The sequence below is a fragment of the Pyxidicoccus fallax genome (assembly GCF_012933655.1).
Taxonomy (GTDB): Bacteria; Myxococcota; Myxococcia; order Myxococcales; family Myxococcaceae; genus Myxococcus; species Myxococcus fallax.
Genome location: NZ_JABBJJ010000254.1, coordinates 1 through 18366, shown reverse-complemented (window position 1 = coordinate 18366; position 18366 = coordinate 1). Strand labels below are relative to the sequence as shown.

The window sequence follows — 18366 nt, the reverse complement described above, 5'->3', positions numbered from 1 at the left end:
CCCCACGACTGCCCCCGCCGCAGTGCTCACCCCTGAGCACTCCGCGTCCCTGGCCAGCACCCTCCGCTCCAGGTCGGTCCGGCGCCAGCCGGTGGGAATACTAGAAGCCCCCCGCCGGCCGCCGCCAGCCGCCCCCCGGGACGGGGACTACAGGGACTCCCGGAAGTGCCGAATCACCCGCTCCCACATCCGCTCCTCCACGGCGGGGTCCGTCACCATGTGCCCGGCGCCGCCGAGCAGCATCACCTCGTGCGGCCGGCCCGCGCGGAAGAGCGCGTCCGAGAACCGCAGCGTGTGGGAGACATGCACGTTGTCATCCGCGGTGCCGTGGATGAGCAGCAGCTTCGCGAGCGGCCCGTCCTGCTTCACGTGGGTGAGCAGCGAGTTGCGCTCGTACGCCTCGGGGTGCTCCTGGGGCAGGCCCAGGTGGCGCTCGGGGACGTGGCTGGAGTACTCGCGCCAGTCCGACACCAGCGCGACGGCGGCGGCGGCCTTGAAGAAGTCCGGCTTCACCATGGCGGCCATCGCCGAGAGGTAGCCGCCGTGGCTGCCGCCGGTGATGCCCACGCGCTTCAGGTCCATCTCGGGAATCTCCGCGGCGAGCGCTCTCAGAGCGGTGGCTTGGTCTTCCAGCGTGGTGCCCCAGAAGTCGTGCTTCTGCGTGCGCTGCCACGCCCGGCCCCGGCGGGGCGTGCCGCGCGCGTCCACCGTGACGACGATGAAGCCGTGGTCCGCAAGCCACTGCAGCCGCAGGTGGTAGGCCATGCTCTGGAAGACGTTGGTGGTGAAGGAGCCCCCGTAGATTTCGAGGATGACGGGCAGCTTCACGCCGGGCTTGAAGTCGCGCGGGCGGACGACGGACGTCCAGAAGCCCTCCTTGCCCACCTGGCGCACCTCGAAGCGAGGCTGGAAGGGAGGCTCCGCCGCCAGCGACGGCAGCTCGCCCACGCGCGTGCCATCCGCCCTCAGCACGTACGTGCGCATCAGGCTCGTGGGCCCCTCGGCGGACACCACCAGCAGGCCCCCCGAGTCTCCCACGCGGCCCGTCTCCATCGCCGGGCCCGCGGGGGTGACGCGCGTGGGCGCGCCGCCCTTCACCACGCGATACAGGTGGCGCTCGGTGGGAGTGGGGCCGCCCACGAAGTAGAGCGTGTCCTGCCCGGGCAGGTAGCGCACCAAATCCCAGAAGCCCGCGTCAGGCTTCACCAGCGAGCGCGCGAGCGAGCCGTCCGCGTTGCGCAGCTCCACCTCGGGCCCGCCATTGCGCTCGGTGCCCCAGAGGAAGCCGCTGCCATCCGGGAGCCACTCCGGGAAGGCCGGCTCCGGGTTTATCCAGGCGTCGTCCTTCTCCGTGAGCAACACGCGCGTGCGGCCCGTCCTCGCGTCCACCGCGAGCAGCACCTCCTCCGTCTGGCGGCGGCTCTGCGCCCGTAGCGTCAGCGGGCCCTTCCCGCTCCACGTCACCTTCGACAGGTGGGGGTACTTCTCCGAATCCCAGTCCACCCACGTCGTGCGGCCGCCCGTCATCGGGACGATGCCCAGCCGCAGCTTCGGGTTCGCCGTGCCGGCGCGCGGATAGGGCCGCGGGTTGGCGCCCCGCTCGGGGGACATGATGTCGGCGAAGGAGAGCTTCTCCACGCCGGAGGTGTCCACCTCCACGTACGCGAGCGACTTCCCGTCCGGGCTCCACCAGTACCCCGTGAAGCGGGCCAGTTCCTCCATCGCGAAGTAATCCGCGAGGCCGTGGGACTTCGTCTCGCCGCCGCCCCGGGTGAGCCGGCGCTCGGTGTTCGTCGTCAAATCCAGGCGGTGGAGGTCGTAATCCCTCACATAGGCCAGCTGCCGGCCATCCGGTGAGAGCTTCGGGTCCGTGACGCCCGGCCCCGTGCGCAGCTCCGTCACCTTCCCCGTGGCGCGCTCCACCACGTACATCCGGCCGGCCATGGACAGCAGCAGCTTCGCGCCATCCGCGAACAGCTCGTACGCGGAGAAGCCCGCGCCCTTCATGCGCTCGCGCCGCGTCTTCTCCTCCGGCGTGGAGGCGGCGCCCAGGGCGTTCACCACCTGCTCCGGGGTGAGCACCTCGCGCGTCTCGCCCGTCGCCGTGTCGAAGGCGAAGAGGGAGCGCGCGGTGGACGGAGGCGTCGCGCGGAGGAAGAGCACCGTCTTCTCGTCCGGGGTGATGCGCGTCATCGAGGGACGCCCGTTCGTGAAGCGGCGCGTCCGCGCGGACAGCTCGAAGAAGGACGACTGCGCCAGGACAGGAGCGCTCAGCAGGATGAGCGCCACGGCGAGGAGGTTGCGCATGAGGGCCTCGGCTCTTGGAGGACGGAGGCGCAGCCTACCGGACCCATGGGGAGCGGAGGGCCAGAAGCCCTCCATCTCCTCGTCATGGTTGTGTCATGAGGCCGCGCTCAGCCCACGTGGCGGGGCAGGCGCACGGTAAAGGTGGTGCCGTGCTGCGCGGAGGACACCACGTCCACGCTGCCGCCGTGGCCGCGGACGATGTCGCGCACGATGTAGAGCCCCAGGCCGATGCTCCGGCTGGACTGGCCCTCCTTCAGCGCGCCGCGCGTCATCGGCTCGAACAGGCGCGGCAGCAGCTCCTGCGGGATGGGGGCGCCGCCGTTGTAGATGCTCAGGAAGGCGGCCTCGCCGTCCACGCGCGCCGACACCTTCACGGGCGCTTCCGCGGGGCTGTACGTCAGCGCGTTGCCCAGGAGGTTCGTCAGCACCTGGGCGATGCGGTCCGGGTCCCACTCGCCCTTCACCTCGTCCGGCACGTCCAGGTCCACGTGCCGCCCGGGGTGCGCCACCAGCACCTCGTCCGCCACCTGGTGCACCACGTCCCGCAGGTCCGTGGGCTGCCGGTGCAGGGCGATGCCGCCACCCAGCCGGGCCTTCGTGAAGTCCAGCAGGTCGCGAATCATCCGCGCCGCGCGCTCGGTGGCCTGACCGATGCGCAGCACCGTGCGCTTCTGCGAGTCGGACAGCTCGCCCTTCTTCTCCAGCAGCCCCGCCGACATGGAGATGGCCGCCAGCGGGTTGCGCAAGTCGTGCGAGACGATGCCCACCAGCTGCTGCTCGAACTCGGCGCGCCGCCGCAATTCCTCCTGCGAGCGCTGCTGCTCCGCGAACAGGCGCGCGTTCTCGATGGAGAGCGACGCCTTCGCCGCCAGCTCCTCCAAAAGCCCCTGGTCCTCCGCGGTGAAGCCCGGGCCCGGCCGGCCGCCGCGGCCCACCCACAGCGTCCCCGCCACCCGGCCCCGGATGCGCAGGGGCACCACCACCACGCTGTACAGCCCGAGCCCCTCCACCAGCGAGCGGTGCTCCGGCCTCAGGATGGACGCCTTCATCTCCTCCGTGAGCACGGGGACGAGCCACGGCTGGCCGCTCTGCACCACGCGGCCGTTGAAGCCCTCTCCCGGGCGCACCGGCGTGCGCAGCGCCTGCACGACGTCGCCGCGCAGCTCCGCCTCGCCGGGGTGGCAGGCGGCCATCTCCAGCCGCTCGCCGTCCTCGGACAGCAGGTGGATGGAGCACACGTCCGCCATGTGCCGGGCGACCTGGCGGGTGACGGTGTCCAGCAGCAGGCCCAGGTCGCGGTTGGCGCCGCTGAACGCGTCGGAGGCCTCGGCCAGCACCCGCAGCCGGGCGGCGGCGGCCCGGGCCTGCTCGTGCGCGCGGCGCTCCTCGGCCGTCAGGCGCACCCGGTCCAGCGCCTGCGCGCACGCGTGCGCCAGCGCGGTGAAGTAGGCCCGGTCCGTCTCGGTGAACTCACGCGCCCGCGTGAAGGACAACCCGATGGCGCCCAGCGCCCGGCCCTTCACCAGCAGCGGCAGCGAGACGGCCGCCTCGTGCATGCCCCCCGCGTCCACATCCGGGTAGCGCTGCTCCCACTCCTCCCGAGAGCCCACCCACACGGGCCGCAGCTCGCGCACCGCCTCGTTGAGGGGGATGGGCGCGGACAGGGGAATCCGACGCCACGGGGCCAGCACGGCTTCCGGATAGCCGATGGAGTCCACCACCTCCAGCGCCTCGCCCGTCGCGTCCAGCAGGTTGACGGCCGCCGCCTTCGCGCCGGCCGCCGCCAGCCCCTGCTCGAAGAGCGCGCGGCACACCTGCGCCACCGTCGTGGCCTCGGACAGCCGGGCGGCGAAGTCCCGCAGCCGGTCGATGTAGCCGGCCGCGCGCAGCGCCACGTCCCGGGCCTCGGCCTCCTTCTGCCGCAAGAGCTCCGACTGCGCGCGCACCTGCCGCTGCGCGCGGAACAGCTCCACGAAGACGGACACCTTCGAGCGCAGCACCTCCGGCGGGAAGGGCTTCTGCAGGAAGTCCACCGCGCCGGTGGAGTAGCCGGTGAGCAGCTCCGCGTCGTCCCGGCCATAGGCCGTCAGGAAGATGATGGGCACGTTGCGCGTGCGCTCGCGCTGCTTGATGAGGGCCGCCGTCTCGAAGCCGCTCAGCCCCGCCATGCGCACGTCCAGCAGGATGACGGCGTACTCCTCGCGCAAGAGGAAGCGCAGGGCCTGCTCACCGGAGGACGCCTTGTCCATCCGCACGCCGAGCGGCTCGAGGATGGCCTCCAGCGACACCAGGTTCGCGGCGTTGTCGTCCACCAGCAGGACCGCTGGCGCCTCGCCCGAGGCCTTGAGCGGCTGGTCCGAGCGCTCATCGCGCGGCAGTGGGTGGTCCGACAGCTTCAGGTTCAGCGCGGTCCCCTGCAGCGAGGAGCCCTGGAGCGTGGGCGCACCAAGCCGCCGCGCCCACTCCGCCATCGTCGGATTCCCGTCCTGGAACATGAAGAAGTCACCTGGGTGTACGACCGGCCGAAGTCCCTACCCGGAATCCATCCGACCCCAGGACAGGACCCGGGGCCATTGGAACAACGGACGGCGTAGGATTACACCGCTCTTGTGAATCCCGTACCCGGGCGGCTCGGGGAGCGAACCACCAAGCGTGCGCTATCCATCACTCGCGCTGCTCAGTAGCGGCCCTTCACTCCGAGGATGGGCAGGACGATGGGCAGCCCGACAGGCGTCTTGCGCAGGGGCCGTCCGCCGCCCCCCTCGTACTCGAAGCCCACCGTCTCCCGGTTGATGGAGACGTTGAGCATGTCCAGGTAGGCCTCCAGGTTGAAGTTGTCGTACACCCACGCCTTGGACAGCCGGACGTCGAAGCGGACGAAGCCCGGCAGCCGGTCCACGCGGTCGCGGTCGGCCTTTATCCACGCGGGCCGGCCGGCGGCGTCCACGCCCTGGCGGTGGGTGGGGGTGCCCAGCGCGCTGTACTCCGGGCGGCCGGAGTTGAAGTGGACCACCCCGCCCACGGTGACGCTGTTGGAGAACTTGTAGCTGAGCACCAGGTTGAGGATGTGGGTCTGGTCGAAGACGAAGGGCAGGTTGGCCTCGTCCTCGCCAATGACGTTGCCCTCCGCGTCGTAGCGGTAGAAGCGCGTGCGGCGCGTGCTGCTCTGCAGCGAGTACGACAGCCAGCCGAACCAGTTGTCCCCCAGCGGATGGCGGATGAGCAACTCCATGCCATACGCCATGCCGCTGCTCTTGAAATCGGGGAACTCGATGTCGTCGCGGTCCGGAATCCAGTTGCCGTCGTCGTCCTCCTCCTGGAGCGCGCGGCGGCGCTTCCGGCCGCCCCAGCGGCCGCCGTCGCCGTCATCGGGGTCCGGCTCCACCTCGTCCACGATGCCCTCGTCGGAGAAGGGCGTCAGCTCGATGGTGCGCACCATGGGGTTGACGTAGACGTCGAGCCCCACTTCCAAACCCTTCCACGCCTTCCACTCGGCACCCACCGACAGCTGGATGCCCTCCTGGAGGCCCAGCAGCAGGCTGCCCACGTCCACCACCGGCAGGCTGATGAGGGTGGTGGGCGGCTGGTGGAAGAGGCCCGCGCCGCCCTTGAGGGTGAGCCGATCCGTCAGCTTGCGCCGCACGGTGAGGCGCGGCTCCAGCGCGGCGTGGTCGATGCCCGGGGACAGGTGGTAGTTGTCCACGCGCAGGCCGGGCACCACGGACCACTTGTCGTTGGGCTGCCACACCATCTCCGCCCACGCGCCCATGTTGGTGCCCAGGGCCACGGGGGCCATCTCCACCGGGGTGTCCTCGTCGTCCTCGAGGCCCTCGTTCACCAGCTCGACGATGGCGCGCTTGTGGTCCACGTCCGCGCCGGCGCGGAAGGACACCTGGGGGGACAGCGTGTGGGTGTAGCCCAGGCGCGCGGCCCACGTCCCCTGGTCGATGTAGACGGCGTTGGCGGTGTCGGCCACGTCCTCGTTGAGGACGGAGAAGCGGTCCAACCCCCACGTCGCGCCCACCTCCAGCTCGCCGGAGTCGCCCACCGGGTGGCGGTGCCGCAGGTCCACGCGGTGGAAGATGATGGACTGGAGCGCGGTGCTGCTGAACCGGTCCTGCGCCTGGGTGCCGAAGGTGTCCGAGGAGCCGAAGGCGAACAGCCGCAGCTTGCCCCGGCCGATGTCCTGCTCCACGCGCCCCTGGTAGTCCCAGAAGTCCAGCACCACCTTCGGGTTCTCCCGGCCCGGGGCCGGCGGGGACTGGAGGCTGTTGGCGGCCAGCGAGATGATCCACGGCGTGTACGAGTAGCGGCCGGCGAGGCTGACGTTGGTGCCGGTGTTCTCGAAGGGCGTCTCGATGAAGAAGCCCGCGTTGATGAGGTCCGCGTAGGCGCTGCCGTGCACGCCGTCGTCGCGCGGGCGGGAGAGGCGCCCGTCGATGGCGCCGCCCATCAGCCGCCCGTACTTCGGCGGCGGGGTGCCCGGGTAGAAGTCGATGGCGTCGATGAAGTCCGGGTGGATGACCGCGGGACCGAGGAACAGGTGGAAGAGGATGGGGACGCGGATGCCGTCCAGGAAGTAGCCCGTGGACGCGGGCTGGCTGCCGCGCACCACCGGGTAGGCCACGCCGGACAGCATGCTGCCCACGCCGGGCATCAGCATGACGACGCGGAACGGGTCGCCCATGGTGCCGGGGACTTCACGCAGCTCCGCGTCCTGCAGGGTGACGCGGCTGACCTCGGTGCGCTCGCGGTCCGCGCGCACCACCGTCTCGTACGGGTTGATGACGAGCGGCTCCAGCCCGTACACCACCTCCAGCGCCTCCCTCGCGTTGAGCGTCTCGCGGAAGACGAAGGGCTTGTGGCCGGGCGCCACCACGCGGACCTTGTGCATGCCCTGCGGCCAGCGCGCCTCGAAGCGGCCCTGGGTGTCCGTCTGCACCGGCGCGTCCGGCAGCGCGTCCGACACGAGCACGGCGCCGACGATGGGACGGCGGTTGCCCTTGGTGCGCACCAGGCCGCGCAGGGTGACGGGGCCGTCGGGCAGCGTGCCGCCGTCGGCCGCCGCCATGGGCACGGGCGCCTCGAAGCGGTATTCGAAGAACAGCCTCACCTGGACGGGCTGGCCCTCCAGCGTGGCCGGCGAGAAGCGCAGCGACGGCGCGGCATGCAGCGCGGCCCGGTCCAGCAGCGGGTGCAGCGGCTCCACCAACGTGGCGGACTCCACCTCGCCGGCCTCGTCGATGAGCAACTCCAGCTTCACCACGCCCGCCACGCCCTCCACGGCGAGCCCCGGCGGATAGGGCGCGGGTGAGTCCGCCACCAGGGACGGCGGCACGAAGGCCGGCTGGGGCTGGGTCACCCCCGCGTCCGCGTCCGTGCTGGCGGTGGCGCCGGTGGCGGCCGGGTCCAACGTCCAGCCGCCGTCCGTGCGCTGGAGGTCCACCTCGGTGAGGACGTCCGGGGCCACGGCCGCGTCGGGCGTGCCCGCGTCGGCCACGTCCCGCGCATGCGCCGCCAGCACTGGCACGAGCAACATCAGTGCCAGCACGAGCACGCGCATGTCGGGCCTCGGCCCCCTCTGTTCACGAGTCGGTTGCTTCACGTTGCCTTCAGGTCGGCCCCTGGGCGCCGCATGACGCCAGGGTCTCAGCGAGGAGACAAGCACCGGCCATGGGAGCAGCCCGCCTGGCTGCTCTCGAATGAGCGAAGTTCCCCACTTCCGTCGACGGGTGGACGCTGCGACGCGCCGCGTCCGGGGATGGACAGCCGGGCAGTCCCCCAGGGAGGGAGGACGCCCGAGCGGGCGCTCCACACGTTTCCACCACCCCGGAGCCCCCTTCCATGCGACCCATATCCCCTTCTCCCTGGAGCCGACGCCGGCGGGCCGGTGCCGTGCTCGCGCTGCTGATGCCGGGCATGGCCGCGCTGGCCGCCGAGCCTCCGCCGCTGCCTGCCTTCGACCTCGAGCGCCTCACGGTGACGCCCACCTCGCGCGGAGCGCTGCTGGGCTCCGCGGGCCTGCTGCTGGAGCCCGGCGCGCTGCGGCTGGCGGTGGTGACGCACTACCAGCACCAGCCGCTCGTCATGGTGCGTGACGGGCGCCGCGTGGGCGAGGTGGTGCGCGAGCGCGCGCTGCTGCACCTCGCGGCGGCCGTGGCCCCGCACCCGCGCCTGGAGGTCGGCGCGTCGGTGCCGGTGCTGATGACCCAGGGAGGCATGTCGCTGACGGGGCTGGGCCTGGGCGAGCTGAGGCGCTCGGGCATGGGCACGCCGATGCTGCGCGCTCGCGTGGGCCTCGTGCGCGAGGCGGACGGCGCGCTGGTGGACCTGGCGGCGGAGGTGGACACGGGGCTGCCGCTGGGGCGCCGTGACGCGCTGCTGGGAGATGGGAACTGGAGCGTGACGCCGCGGCTGGCGGTGGGGAAGACGTTCCAGCGGATGCGCGTGTCGCTGGAGGCGGGCGCGCGGGTGCGCGAGCGCGTGCAGGTGGGCTCGCACTCGGTGGGCGCCGAGGTTCCGTTCGCGCTGGGGGTGACGAACGTGGACGGCACCCTGCGCGGCGAGCTGAGCTTCCGTGCCGCCGCGCCGCTCACGGGCGGTGGCCTCTGGTCCGGCGAGGTGCTGGCCGGGGCGCGCTACCTCTTCAGCGAGCACTTCGAGGTGTTCGCCCTCGGAGGCCCGGGCGTGGGCGTGGCGCCCGGCGTGCCCATCTTCCGTCTGCTGGCGGGCGTGGGGTTCGACCCGCTGCCGCTGCTGCCCTCGAAGGCCGCCCCGCCCATGCTGGAGAGCGGCGGCGTGCGCGAGGGGCTGCCCGGAGACGGGCCGCTGGCGATGGTGGAGCCTCCCGTCGCCGAGGACGGCGAGGCGCCGCCGGAGCGCGAGGTGGAGTCGGTGCTGGACCAGGACGCGGACTCGGTGGCGGACGGCGTGGACAACTGCCCGCGCGAGCCGGGCCCCCCGGGCAACCAGGGCTGCCCGGAGTCGGAGCGGCAGGTGGTGTACCTCACGGAGAAGACCCTCGAAATCACCGAGCGCATCTTCTTCGCCTTCGACCGCACGGAGGTGCTGCCGCGCTCGTACCCGCTGATGGAGCAGGTGGCGAAGGTGCTGCGCGAGCACCCGGAGCTGGAGCGGGTGGTGGTGGAGGGGCACACCGACAACATCGGCGGCGCGGAGTACAACCGGCGCCTGTCGCAGGCGCGCGCGGAGTCGGTGTGCCGCGAGCTGGAGCGCCGGGGCGTGGAGGCGAAGCGGCTGCGCGCGGTGGGGCGGGGCCCGGACGCGCCCGCGGACACCAACGCCACCGCCGCCGGGCGCGAACGCAACCGCCGGGTGGAATTCCACATCGTTCCCGTCGCCACGGCGATGCCGGGTAGCGCCCGGGAGGCCACGCCATGATTGTTCCTCCGACCCTCGTCTTCGTGCGCGCGCGGGTGATGCAGTTGCTCGGCGCGCTGGTGCTGCTCGTGCTGGCCCTGGTGGCCGTGCCCACGGCGTTCGCGGGAGACCGGCTCCCGCCGGAGACCCGAATCCTCACGGGTCCGGCTTCCGTGACTTCATCCACCACGGCGGACTTCACGTTCGAATCCACCGCGACCCGGGCGGAGTTCTTCTGCTGGCTGGAGAGCAATGGAACGGTGGGGGCTGAGTTCGACTGCGGGACGCCGTGGCACCTGGAGGGCCTGGCGCCCGGGGACCATGTGCTCTGGGTGTACTCGGTCGACCTGGACCTGGAGCTGGCGGATCAGACTCCCGAATTCTGGGAGTGGACGGTGGTGGCGGGCGAGCCGGTTGACGCGGGCGTGCCCGGAAGCGATGCGGGCACGGATGGCGGCCCGAGTGGGGACGAGGACGCGGGCACGGTCGATTCCGGGACGCCCGGTGGCGAGGACGCGGGCACACCGGGCGGTGAGCCCGACGCGGGAGCTGAGCAGCCGGGGCCTCCGCCGACCGAAGACCCGGCGCCACCCTCGGTGCTGGACTACCTCGGAGGTGGCGTGGGCTGCACGGGCGCTCCGGCACCTGGAGCGCTGACGGGGCTGGTGTTGCTGGTGCTCGCGCTGCATCGGCGACGCAGGCGCTGATGGCGGACGGTGACGTGAGAGGCTGAATGCCACGCCGGACGGTCAGGCTTCCTCGTCCGGCAGCAGCGTGCGCAGCAACTCGTCGTCGGGACCGAGCGGGCGCCAACCCGGGGGAGGTGGCGTTGCACGAAGCGCGGCTCGTGCCTGCCTGACCCGGTCCTTATGAGTGTCAGGGGTATCGGCGGACCAGCAGCCAAGCGCCTTGGCCACCTGGAAACGGGACTCGTCGTCCATGACGACCGGCCAGCCGTCCGGAAGAGTCAGGGACAACTGGCGCACGAGCACGTCGCGCACGAAACGTGTGACCTGCTTTCGTTGCTCTGCTTCGGCGAGGAGCCCGCTCAACACCTGCACACCCGCGATGTCATCCCTGCCAAGCTCCTCGGCCAACTCGACCAGTGGAATGGCTGGCCGCGCCTCGGCGAAGGCCGTGAGCGAGTCGTAGCCACGCTCGCGGACCCGTTCACACAGGCGGGCCTTCCAATCGCCCTGCCAGGAACGTCCGCCGGTCATCTCCGTCTCCCAGGAGTGAAGCTCATCGGGACGTCGTAGAACTTCATGCGCTCCGCAACGATGTTCAGGATGTTGTTTCGCGTCAACTTGCGACCCGCTTCCGCCTCGGCCTCGCGCAGCGCCTCCATGATCATCCGGTTCCATTCGCCGGGCCAGGTGCGCCCCAGGCGCCAGTTACCCCCGCCATGAATCGCCTGGTGCTGCGCCGCCTCCAACCGCACGCAGAACTGGTCGATGTCCATGGCACCCGTGAAGCCACGCTGCTCGAACCACTCCCGGTGCTCTCTCGGAAGGACGTGGTGTCTCGGAGCCTCCGACATCCCCGCGCCGGCCCGGCCGGTCTCGTGCATGGCCCGGACCTCGGGCCCATCCCCGAGCGCGTCGCGCACGCCCGGAGGCAGGTCCCCACTCGCCTGCGCCATCAGCACCTGACCGCCGTGGATGCGCACCGCCGCGCTGACGACAGGCACCGAGATGACGCCCGCCTGGACGAGGCGGCGCATCGCCTCCACCCACTCGGCGGAGACGACGACCCGCGAGCCCACCATCACCCCACCGGACCCCATCACGAGCCCCACACCGAGCGAGGCAGGCGCGGCGGGCGGGAGCCGTGGCAGTGACATCTTCAGCGCCGAGACCAGTGTGAGCATCTCCATGAACTGCATCGCCGTCAGGAGCTGCTCCCTGCGCTCCATGGCCACTCGCGCGCCCTCCTGGATGGAGCCGAACTCGCGGGTGAGCTGTCCCATCAGCTCGGGCATCGCGGTGGCCGCGGCCTCGACCCGCTCCGCATCCAGCGAGGCGAGCGCCGTCAACGTGGGCTCCATCCGCCCCTGGACGCGACGCAACTCCACGAACAGCCGCTCGACGCTATAGGCGGGACACTGCCGGAGCACCGCGTCGGCGAGCTGGAGGAAATCGACCCAGGTGGCCAGCAGCAGGGCACCGAGCATGGCCGCCTGGAGCCTCGGGCCCGTCATCCGGAGAAGGGCCCACTGCATGTCGGCCTCGGTGGTTTCCGAAGCCACTCCGGTCAACGTGGAGACCCCACCGAGCGCACCGTCAATCCACCGCGACTGGCGGGAGCCATGATCGATGAAGCGGGTGAAGGCGCCATTGCCCCCGCTCAGCCCTCGGTTGCCGAGCCCCGGGGGACGCGCCGCGAGCGCGGAGAGCGAACGGGCATGCTCTCCCGTGGCCCCCCGCACCTCGTCGGCGACCTGGACCACGGCTCGCCGGGTCCGCGCGGCGATCTGCCGCGGCCCCCCGGCCGTGCCCTTCACACGGTCCGGGCCCGCGCCTGTCGCATCCTCACGAGAACCCGCCGCCCGCGACGAACAGCCGGCCGCCAGCAGGGCCGCGCTCAGCAGCAACAGGGCAACGACCTTCATGGGTAGGGCCAGGGCACGGTCTCCGCCGGCCACCCTACCCGAGCCTCACCGCTGCGGCAGGATGGCGGAGGCGACCTGGTTCATCAGCTTGAGCTGCCCGCGAGTCATGCGGCGCAGCGTGCGCAGGAGCCGGCGCATCTCCGGCAGGTGGTCCTTGTCCTGGGAGTCCTCCTCCCACAACGCCGCCCCCACCGACGCCGCCGTCACCAGCCCCATCCCCACGTCCGCCGACAGCTGCAGCGCCAGACACAGGCGGAACAGCGTGGGCACGCTCGGCATCATCCGCCCCCGCTCCATCCGCCCGTAGACCTCCGCCGCGATGCCGATGCGCTCGGCCACGTCCGCCTGCGTCAGCCCTGCGCGCATCCGCGCCGACCGCGCCGCCTCGCCAACACTCGCCGCCAGGCGCTTCTCCAGCTGCTGACGCGACCTCCGGGCGCGGTCGCTGGGACTGCCGCGGCGGGGCCGGGAAGCGGAACCTTTTGGGTGGGTCTTCACCGCGTCAACCTTATGAGTGCGGCCGAAGCCACGGTCTGCACGGGAACAGGCCGCCCCTCGGTCGCGGGTTCTGCCCGACTTATAACCCAGCAAGTCAGCACGCGATATACCGATATGGCGGGTAGTGTCCCGGACCCGGAGCCCACTCGGACGCGGAGTGCACGCCCCCCTTCCCCCGCCACTCCGCCGCTCGCACCCGGAGGCTGACTCCCACCACGAACCACATGCCTCACCGAAGACGGCGGCGCCCCACGCGACGCCCCCACGCCCCACGCGCCGGGTAACGTCCAACCCTCTCAGCGAGTGAGAGCGCCACGGGGCATGCACTACCCGTCGGGTGACTTCTGAACGTGGGACGACCATACTCGCCGGGTGAGCCGCCGGACCCCTGAGGTCCGTCAGGTCCGAGGAGAGCCGCCATGTCGTCCCCGCCGTCCGACGTCCCCCCTCCGCCCCAGGTGCTGCTGCGCTCCGGCCGTACCTCCTACGAGTTCGTCCGCTCGCTGGGCCCCGCCCACCACGGCGAGCTGGTGCTCGCCCGCCGCCGCTATGAATGGGGCTTCGGCGGCTACGCCGTCCTCAAGCGCCCGCTGCGCGCCGGGGACGAGGCCTCCCGCCGGCTCCTGGAGGAGGGCCGCCTGACGGCGCAGCTCAACCACCCCAACATCGTCGCCGTCCACCACCTCAAGGGCAGCGACGAGGCGCCGGTGCTCGTCTTCGAGCACACCCCCGGCCACCGCCTGGACGCGCTGCTGGAGGCCTCCACCCGCGCCCAGCTCCCCATCTCCGAGGCCTTCGCCCTCTACATCGCCTCCGAGGTCGCCGACGCGCTCCACCACGCCCACAACCTCACGGACGAGCACGGCCGCGCGCTCCAGGTCGTCCACCGCGACGTGGGCCCGCACAACATCCTCGTCACCGAGCACGGCGCCGTGAAGCTGCTCGACTTCGGCGCCGCCTGGTCCCGGCTGCCCGGGCGGGTGACGACAACGGACTCGGAGCTGCCGGGCAGCCTCGCCTACGCCGCCCCCGAGCACGTCGCCCAGCTCGGCCTGGACGGGCGCGCGGACCAGTTCAGCCTGGGCATCGTCCTCCTCCAGTTGCTCACCGGCCGCCACCTCTTCGAGGGCGCCGACCGCTTCGAGGCCGAGCGCCGCCGCCGCCGCGAGCACACCCTCGCCCAGGACTCATCCACCCGCGAGCACGCGCTGGCGGCCGCCATGCACGAGGCCGTCAGCCACGCCGCCCAGAACGAGCTGCGCCAGCGCATCCTCGGCTATGGCGAGGCCGAGCTGGCCGAGGCCACCCGCGCCGTGTCCGCCGCCCTCGTGCCGCTGTTGCACAAGGCGCTCGCCCCGGACCGCGTGGAGCGCTTCGCCACCTGCGCCGACCTGGCCCGCGCCCTGCGCGAGCACCTGCGCCGCACCGGCCAGTCCTTCGGCCGCCCCGAGGCCCTCGCGGAGCTGGCCGGCCTGCGCTACGCCGCCCTGCGCGTCCAGGCCGGCGAGTCCCCCGAGGAGGCCCTGGAGGACCGGCTCCTCCCCGAGGACGACCTCGCCTCCTGAACACCTACCCCTGGCACCGTGCGCTCGTCGACATCCGGCCCGTCCACGGGACGACGTGGAGGGCCCAGGGGTCCTGGCGGACCTTGGACTTCGGTACAAGGCTTGGGGTCCATGTCCAGCCTCGTCCTCCTCGTGGAAGACCATGCCGATAGCCGGGAGCTCCTGGAGGAGTTCCTCACCCTGGAGGGCTTCACCGTCGAGACGGCGGGCAACGGCCTCACCGCGTGGGAGCGCCTGCGCCGCCCGCCCCTGCCGGACGCGGTGCTGCTGGATTTGATGATGCCGGTGATGAGCGGGTGGGAGCTGATGCGCCACGTGCGCCAGGACGCGCGGCTGCGCCAGCTGCCGGTGGTGGTGGTGTCCGGCGCGGGCAACTCGCAGCCGCTGCCCGAGGGCGTGCTGGCCACCGTGCCCAAGCCGGTGGACCTGGGGGAGCTGCGCGACACGCTGGCCCGGGTGATGCCCCTCGGCTAGGCGCCTGAGGTTCCCTGGGCGCGGGGCAGCGTCACCCGGAAGGTGGTGCCCGCCTCGGCGGTGGACGTCACCTCGATGTGGCCCCGGTGGCCCTTCACCACCTGCTCGACGATGTAGAGCCCCAGCCCCAGGCCGCTGCTCGCCCCGCCGCCATGGCCGGCCGTGGCGCCGCGGCGGAACGGGTCGAACAGGCGCGGCAGCATGTCCGGCGGAATCGGGTCGCCTCCGTTGTGGACCTCCAGCACCACCGCGTCGCCCGCGTCGGACAGGCGGAAGGTGACGGTGGCGCCCTGCGGGCTGTACTGGAGCGCGTTGCCGCCCAGGTTGCTCACCACCTGCAGCAGCCGGTCCGCGTCCCACTCGCCCTCGTAGTGCCCCGGCTCCACCTGCAGCCGCAGGCTGCGCTCCGGCCACGCCGCCTCCAGCTCCTCCACGCCCGAGCGAACCACCGCGCGCAAGTCCCCCGGCACGCGATGGATGGGAATGCCGCCGCCCAGCCGCCCGCGGGTGAAGTCCAGCAGCTCCGAAATCATGCGCTTCATCCGGTCGCCGGAGCGCGCCAGCCGGGTGACGAGCCGCCGCTCGCGCTCCGGCAGCGCCTCGCTGTGCAGGAGCTGCGTGGCGGACAGCTGGATGGCGTTGAGGGGGTTGCGCAAATCGTGGCTGACGATGGCGATGAGCCGCTCGCCGAAGCGGGCCGCCTGCAGCGCGGCCTCCTGCGCGCGGCGCCGCTCGGTGATGTCCGTCATCGTGGCCACCGCCGCGACGATGGTGCCCTCCCGGTCGCGGATGGGCGCGCTGGACACGAGCGCCGTCATGCGCTGGCCGTCCGGGCGCTCGATGAGCAGCTCCTCGCCCGCCACCTCCTCGCCGTGCCGGAGGCTGCGGACCAGCTGCAGCTCCCCGACCTCGTAGCGCCGCCCGTCCGGGTGCAGCACGCGGTAGGGCTCGCTGGCGAGCGCCTCCGCGGTGAGGGACAGGTCGAAGGGGCGTCCGATGAGCACCTCCACGTGGCGGCTGGCCATCAGCAGCCGGCCGCTGGGGGCCTCGGCGATGAAGATGCCCGCGGGCATCTGGTCCAGCACGGACGCCAGCCGCGCGCGCTCCGACTCGACGGCGGCCAGCAGCCGCTGCCGGTCCATCTCCACCGCGCGGCGCTGGGTGATGTCCAGCACGGTGGCCACGCGCTGCACCACGCGCCCGGCGGCGTCGCGGAACGTCGTCACGTGCGAGAAGGCGGGAAAGCGGCTGCCGTCCTTGCGCACGTGGAGCGACTCGTATTCGTGGGAGAGCTTGGAGTGCGCCGCCGCCACGTGCCGGGCCAGCACGCCGCGCGACTCGGGCGCGAGGGTGTCCTCCAGCGGCCGGCCCCGCAGCTCCTCCGGCGCGTACCCGTGCATGCGCGCGAAGGCGGGGTTGACGTCGCGCATGACGTTGTCCTCCACGCTCACCACCACCACGCCCACGCCCAGCCGCGTGAAGACCTCCTCCCAGCGCCGGAGGCCGGCCTCGCTCTCGCGCAGCCGGACGAGCGAGGCCTCCGCCTCGGCGCGCGCCGCCCGCTCGCGCGCATGCGCCTGGGCCTGGGCGAGCAGCGCGGTGGCGCGCGCCGCCATGGCGCGAAACAGCAGCAGGTCCTCCTCGGACAGCTCGCGGGTGGCGCGGCTGCCCATCACCGCCACCCCCAGCACGTCACCGTCCAGCACCAGCGGCACGCCGTACAGGGCGCGCAGGCCCGCCTCGCGCAGCACCTGCTCGCCCACGCGCGCGTCCTCGCTGGCCTCGTGCACCAGCAGCGGCTGGCGCGTGGCGGCGATGGTGCCGACGAAGCCCTCGCCCACCGGCACCCGCGCGCCCGGGGCCATGCCGTCCCCCACCACGCTCTCCACGCGCAGCCAGTCGCCCTCGCGCAGCAGCACGGCCGTCACGTCCACCGCGGCCACCGTCTCGCGCAGCACCTGGAGCAGGCGCGGAAGGAAGCCGGCCACGTCCGCGCTGCCCAGCGCCGCGGTGCTGATGCGGTCCAGCGCCTGCAAGGTGCGCTCGCGCGCGAGGGTGTAGCGGCTGACGGAGGCCGCCACCGCCTCGTCCATGGCCTCGTGGAGGATGCGCTCCTCCTCAGGCAGCGGCGCGGCCCCGCCCCGGGCGGCCCACAGCCGCAGCACGCAGCCGCGGAGCAGTCGGTACTCCGTCACCACCTGCCGGAGGTTGAAGCCCTCTCCCAGCCGCTCCAGCGCGTGCAGGTCCGGGATGGCGCCCAGCCCGGAGGCCACGCCCGCCTGGGGCCGCTGGCGCATCAGCGCCGCGACGACCTCCAGCAGGCGGGGCAGGCCGTCTCGCAGCGCGGGCTGGGGCAGGGCCTGGGCGGCGGGAATGGCGCGCACCTCCGCCTCCCACGCCTCCATGATGGCGTCGCGCTGCTGGAGGAGGAAGTCGGCCAGGGAGGTGGACACGGGGGTTCTCGGTCGCGGCCGGAGGAGGACTCGCGGCGCGGATGTAAGGCCACGCCCCCCTCCGTGACAACGCCAGAAGCTCGCGAGCGGCCCTGGCTGCATGGCCGTGAACGTCCCCGTGCGCGAGCCGCCCGGCTCAGGCCCGCCCGCAGTAGTCCGCGACGGTGTTCAGCAGGGCCGGAATCTCGAAGGGCTTGCGCAGCATGGCGCACGCGCCCTCCGGCGGCTCCTTCACCGACGCGGACAGCACCACCACGGGGACCTGGGACAGCCCCGGGTCCGCGCGGAAGCGCTCCATGAAGGTGAAGCCGTCCATGACGGGCATCATCAAGTCCAGCAGCACGAGGCAGGGGCGCAGGCCCAGGTGACCCAGCGCGTCGAGCTCGGCCAGGGCGTCCTGGCCGTTCTCCGCCACGTGCACCTCGAAGCCCTCGTCCTCCAGGATGTCGGCGACGGCGGCGCGCAGGTCCGCGTCGTCCTCCACCAGGAGGACGGAATTGACGGAGGGGGCCGGGGACGGAGCGTTCACGAGACGACGTTAACAATCCCGGCTGACGCGGGGCCCGTGCCGGGGCCCACCGGCCGGAAGGCCTGCCCGCCCGGCTCCGCTTCAGCGGGCCTGGGGCGCCTGCACGTGCGTCAGGCGGAGCAGCCCATGGTCCGGCTCCAGCCGGTAGCGGACGCGGAAGCCCGAGTCGAGCACCACCAGCCCGGCGCTTCCCCGTCCGAGCGGCCCATCGAGCGGGAGGCCGGCGGCGAGCGCCCCGAGTTCGTACTGCACCCGCACCCGCATGGACGAGGAGCACCCACAGAGGGTGCGCAGTGCCCGGGGCGCAAGCTGGAGTCGAAGGGCCATGGTCCCTCCAGACTGTCCAGCTCGGGTTTTTCGGGCAAGACGTACCGCGAGTCCAAGGCCCCCGTCACCTTCCGGTGTCATGAGGGGGGCTCTCCACCACAGGCCCTGGGTGAGGGGTGCGGGACACCCCTTTTTCCGTGCGCGCGGCAATGTGCCGTACGTCTGGGTGCTGGCGCGAAATCCGGGCCTGGAGTATCAAAAACCCCGTCCCCCCTGTCGTGC

The 18366-nt window shown here is 72.4% G+C and carries 13 protein-coding genes; 4 read left to right on the top strand and 9 right to left on the bottom strand.

The annotated features are described in order from the left end of the window. Positions 1-147 precede the first annotated feature (147 nt). The 3 genes from HG543_RS37900 to HG543_RS37890 all read right to left on the bottom strand — a co-directional run bounded on the left by HG543_RS37900 (position 148) and on the right by HG543_RS37890 (position 7846). Positions 148-2307, bottom strand: coding sequence for a DPP IV N-terminal domain-containing protein (locus HG543_RS37900; protein ID WP_169349803.1), 2160 nt, complete (start codon positions 2305-2307; stop codon positions 148-150). Between the two features lie 107 nt (positions 2308-2414). After that, on the bottom strand, positions 2415-4802 hold the full coding sequence (locus HG543_RS37895; RefSeq protein WP_246357575.1) for a hybrid sensor histidine kinase/response regulator: 2388 nt from the start codon (positions 4800-4802) through the stop codon (positions 2415-2417). A gap of 182 nt (positions 4803-4984) precedes the next feature. Then, entirely contained in the window at positions 4985-7846 is a 2862-nt protein-coding gene (locus tag HG543_RS37890) for a TonB family protein (RefSeq protein WP_169349805.1), read from the bottom strand. A 305-nt stretch (positions 7847-8151) separates the two neighbouring features. Between HG543_RS37890 and HG543_RS37885 the strand changes: the two genes are divergently transcribed. Next, positions 8152-9708 (top strand): OmpA family protein, encoded by a 1557-nt coding sequence (locus tag HG543_RS37885; RefSeq protein ID WP_169349802.1) that lies wholly within the window; start codon positions 8152-8154, stop codon positions 9706-9708. Beyond that, entirely contained in the window at positions 9705-10394 is a 690-nt protein-coding gene (locus tag HG543_RS37880) for an MYXO-CTERM sorting domain-containing protein (RefSeq protein WP_169349801.1), read from the top strand. Before HG543_RS37885 ends, HG543_RS37880 begins: the two co-directional genes overlap by 4 nt. 42 nt (positions 10395-10436) lie before the next feature. On the opposite strand, the gene HG543_RS37875 is transcribed toward HG543_RS37880, so the two are convergent. The 3 genes from HG543_RS37875 to HG543_RS37865 are packed head-to-tail and all read right to left on the bottom strand — an operon-like array spanning position 10437 to position 12715. Next, positions 10437-10907, bottom strand: coding sequence for an NUDIX hydrolase (locus tag HG543_RS37875; protein WP_169349800.1), 471 nt, complete (start codon positions 10905-10907; stop codon positions 10437-10439). Next, positions 10904-12298 (bottom strand): DUF2380 domain-containing protein, encoded by a 1395-nt coding sequence (locus tag HG543_RS37870; RefSeq protein WP_169349799.1) that lies wholly within the window; start codon positions 12296-12298, stop codon positions 10904-10906. Before HG543_RS37870 ends, HG543_RS37875 begins: the two co-directional genes overlap by 4 nt. A gap of 45 nt (positions 12299-12343) precedes the next feature. Continuing rightward, the gene (locus HG543_RS37865; RefSeq protein WP_211194422.1) at positions 12344-12715 is read right to left on the bottom strand and encodes a helix-turn-helix domain-containing protein; all 372 of its coding nucleotides are present in this window, start codon (positions 12713-12715) and stop codon (positions 12344-12346) included. 500 nt (positions 12716-13215) lie between these two features. Here HG543_RS37865 and HG543_RS37860 point away from each other — a divergent pair, with 500 nt between their 5' ends. After that, positions 13216-14361, top strand: a complete 1146-nt coding sequence (locus HG543_RS37860) for a serine/threonine-protein kinase (RefSeq protein ID WP_169349798.1) — start codon at positions 13216-13218, stop codon at positions 14359-14361. Positions 14362-14472: 111 nt separating this feature from the next. Continuing rightward, a complete protein-coding gene (locus HG543_RS37855; protein ID WP_169349797.1) occupies positions 14473-14835 on the top strand; it encodes a response regulator in 363 nt (120 codons plus the stop codon). On the opposite strand, the gene HG543_RS37850 is transcribed toward HG543_RS37855, so the two are convergent. The 3 genes from HG543_RS37850 to HG543_RS37840 all read right to left on the bottom strand — a co-directional run bounded on the left by HG543_RS37850 (position 14832) and on the right by HG543_RS37840 (position 18144). Beyond that, complete coding sequence (locus tag HG543_RS37850; protein ID WP_171818719.1) at positions 14832-17240, bottom strand: GAF domain-containing sensor histidine kinase; 2409 nt, start codon at positions 17238-17240, stop codon at positions 14832-14834. The two genes, HG543_RS37855 and HG543_RS37850, sit on opposite strands and share 4 nt — an antisense overlap. Positions 17241-17424: 184 nt before the next feature. After that, positions 17425-17817: a response regulator gene (locus HG543_RS37845; protein WP_169349795.1), complete on the bottom strand. Its 393-nt coding sequence runs from the start codon at positions 17815-17817 to the stop codon at positions 17425-17427. Between the two features lie 81 nt (positions 17818-17898). Beyond that, positions 17899-18144, bottom strand: a complete 246-nt coding sequence (locus HG543_RS37840) for a hypothetical protein (protein ID WP_246357574.1) — start codon at positions 18142-18144, stop codon at positions 17899-17901. Between the last annotated feature and the right edge of the window lie 222 nt (positions 18145-18366).

Bases quoted from the DNA above. Each gene is read 5' to 3' on its own strand.
- HG543_RS37900 (WP_169349803.1), bottom strand. From the start codon at position 2,307: ATGCGCAACCTCCTCGCCGTGGCGCTCATCCTGCTGAGCGCTCCTGTC.
- HG543_RS37895 (WP_246357575.1), bottom strand. From the start codon at position 4,802: ATGTTCCAGGACGGGAATCCGACGATGGCGGAGTGGGCGCGGCGGCTT.
- HG543_RS37890 (WP_169349805.1), bottom strand. From the start codon at position 7,846: ATGTTGCTCGTGCCAGTGCTGGCGGCGCATGCGCGGGACGTGGCCGAC.
- HG543_RS37885 (WP_169349802.1), top strand. From the start codon at position 8,152: ATGCGACCCATATCCCCTTCTCCCTGGAGCCGACGCCGGCGGGCCGGT.
- HG543_RS37880 (WP_169349801.1), top strand. From the start codon at position 9,705: ATGATTGTTCCTCCGACCCTCGTCTTCGTGCGCGCGCGGGTGATGCAG.
- HG543_RS37875 (WP_169349800.1), bottom strand. From the start codon at position 10,907: ATGACCGGCGGACGTTCCTGGCAGGGCGATTGGAAGGCCCGCCTGTGT.
- HG543_RS37870 (WP_169349799.1), bottom strand. From the start codon at position 12,298: ATGAAGGTCGTTGCCCTGTTGCTGCTGAGCGCGGCCCTGCTGGCGGCC.
- HG543_RS37860 (WP_169349798.1), top strand. From the start codon at position 13,216: ATGTCGTCCCCGCCGTCCGACGTCCCCCCTCCGCCCCAGGTGCTGCTG.
- HG543_RS37855 (WP_169349797.1), top strand. From the start codon at position 14,473: ATGTCCAGCCTCGTCCTCCTCGTGGAAGACCATGCCGATAGCCGGGAG.
- HG543_RS37850 (WP_171818719.1), bottom strand. From the start codon at position 17,240: ATGGAGGCGTGGGAGGCGGAGGTGCGCGCCATTCCCGCCGCCCAGGCC.
- HG543_RS37840 (WP_246357574.1), bottom strand. From the start codon at position 18,144: ATGGCCCTTCGACTCCAGCTTGCGCCCCGGGCACTGCGCACCCTCTGT.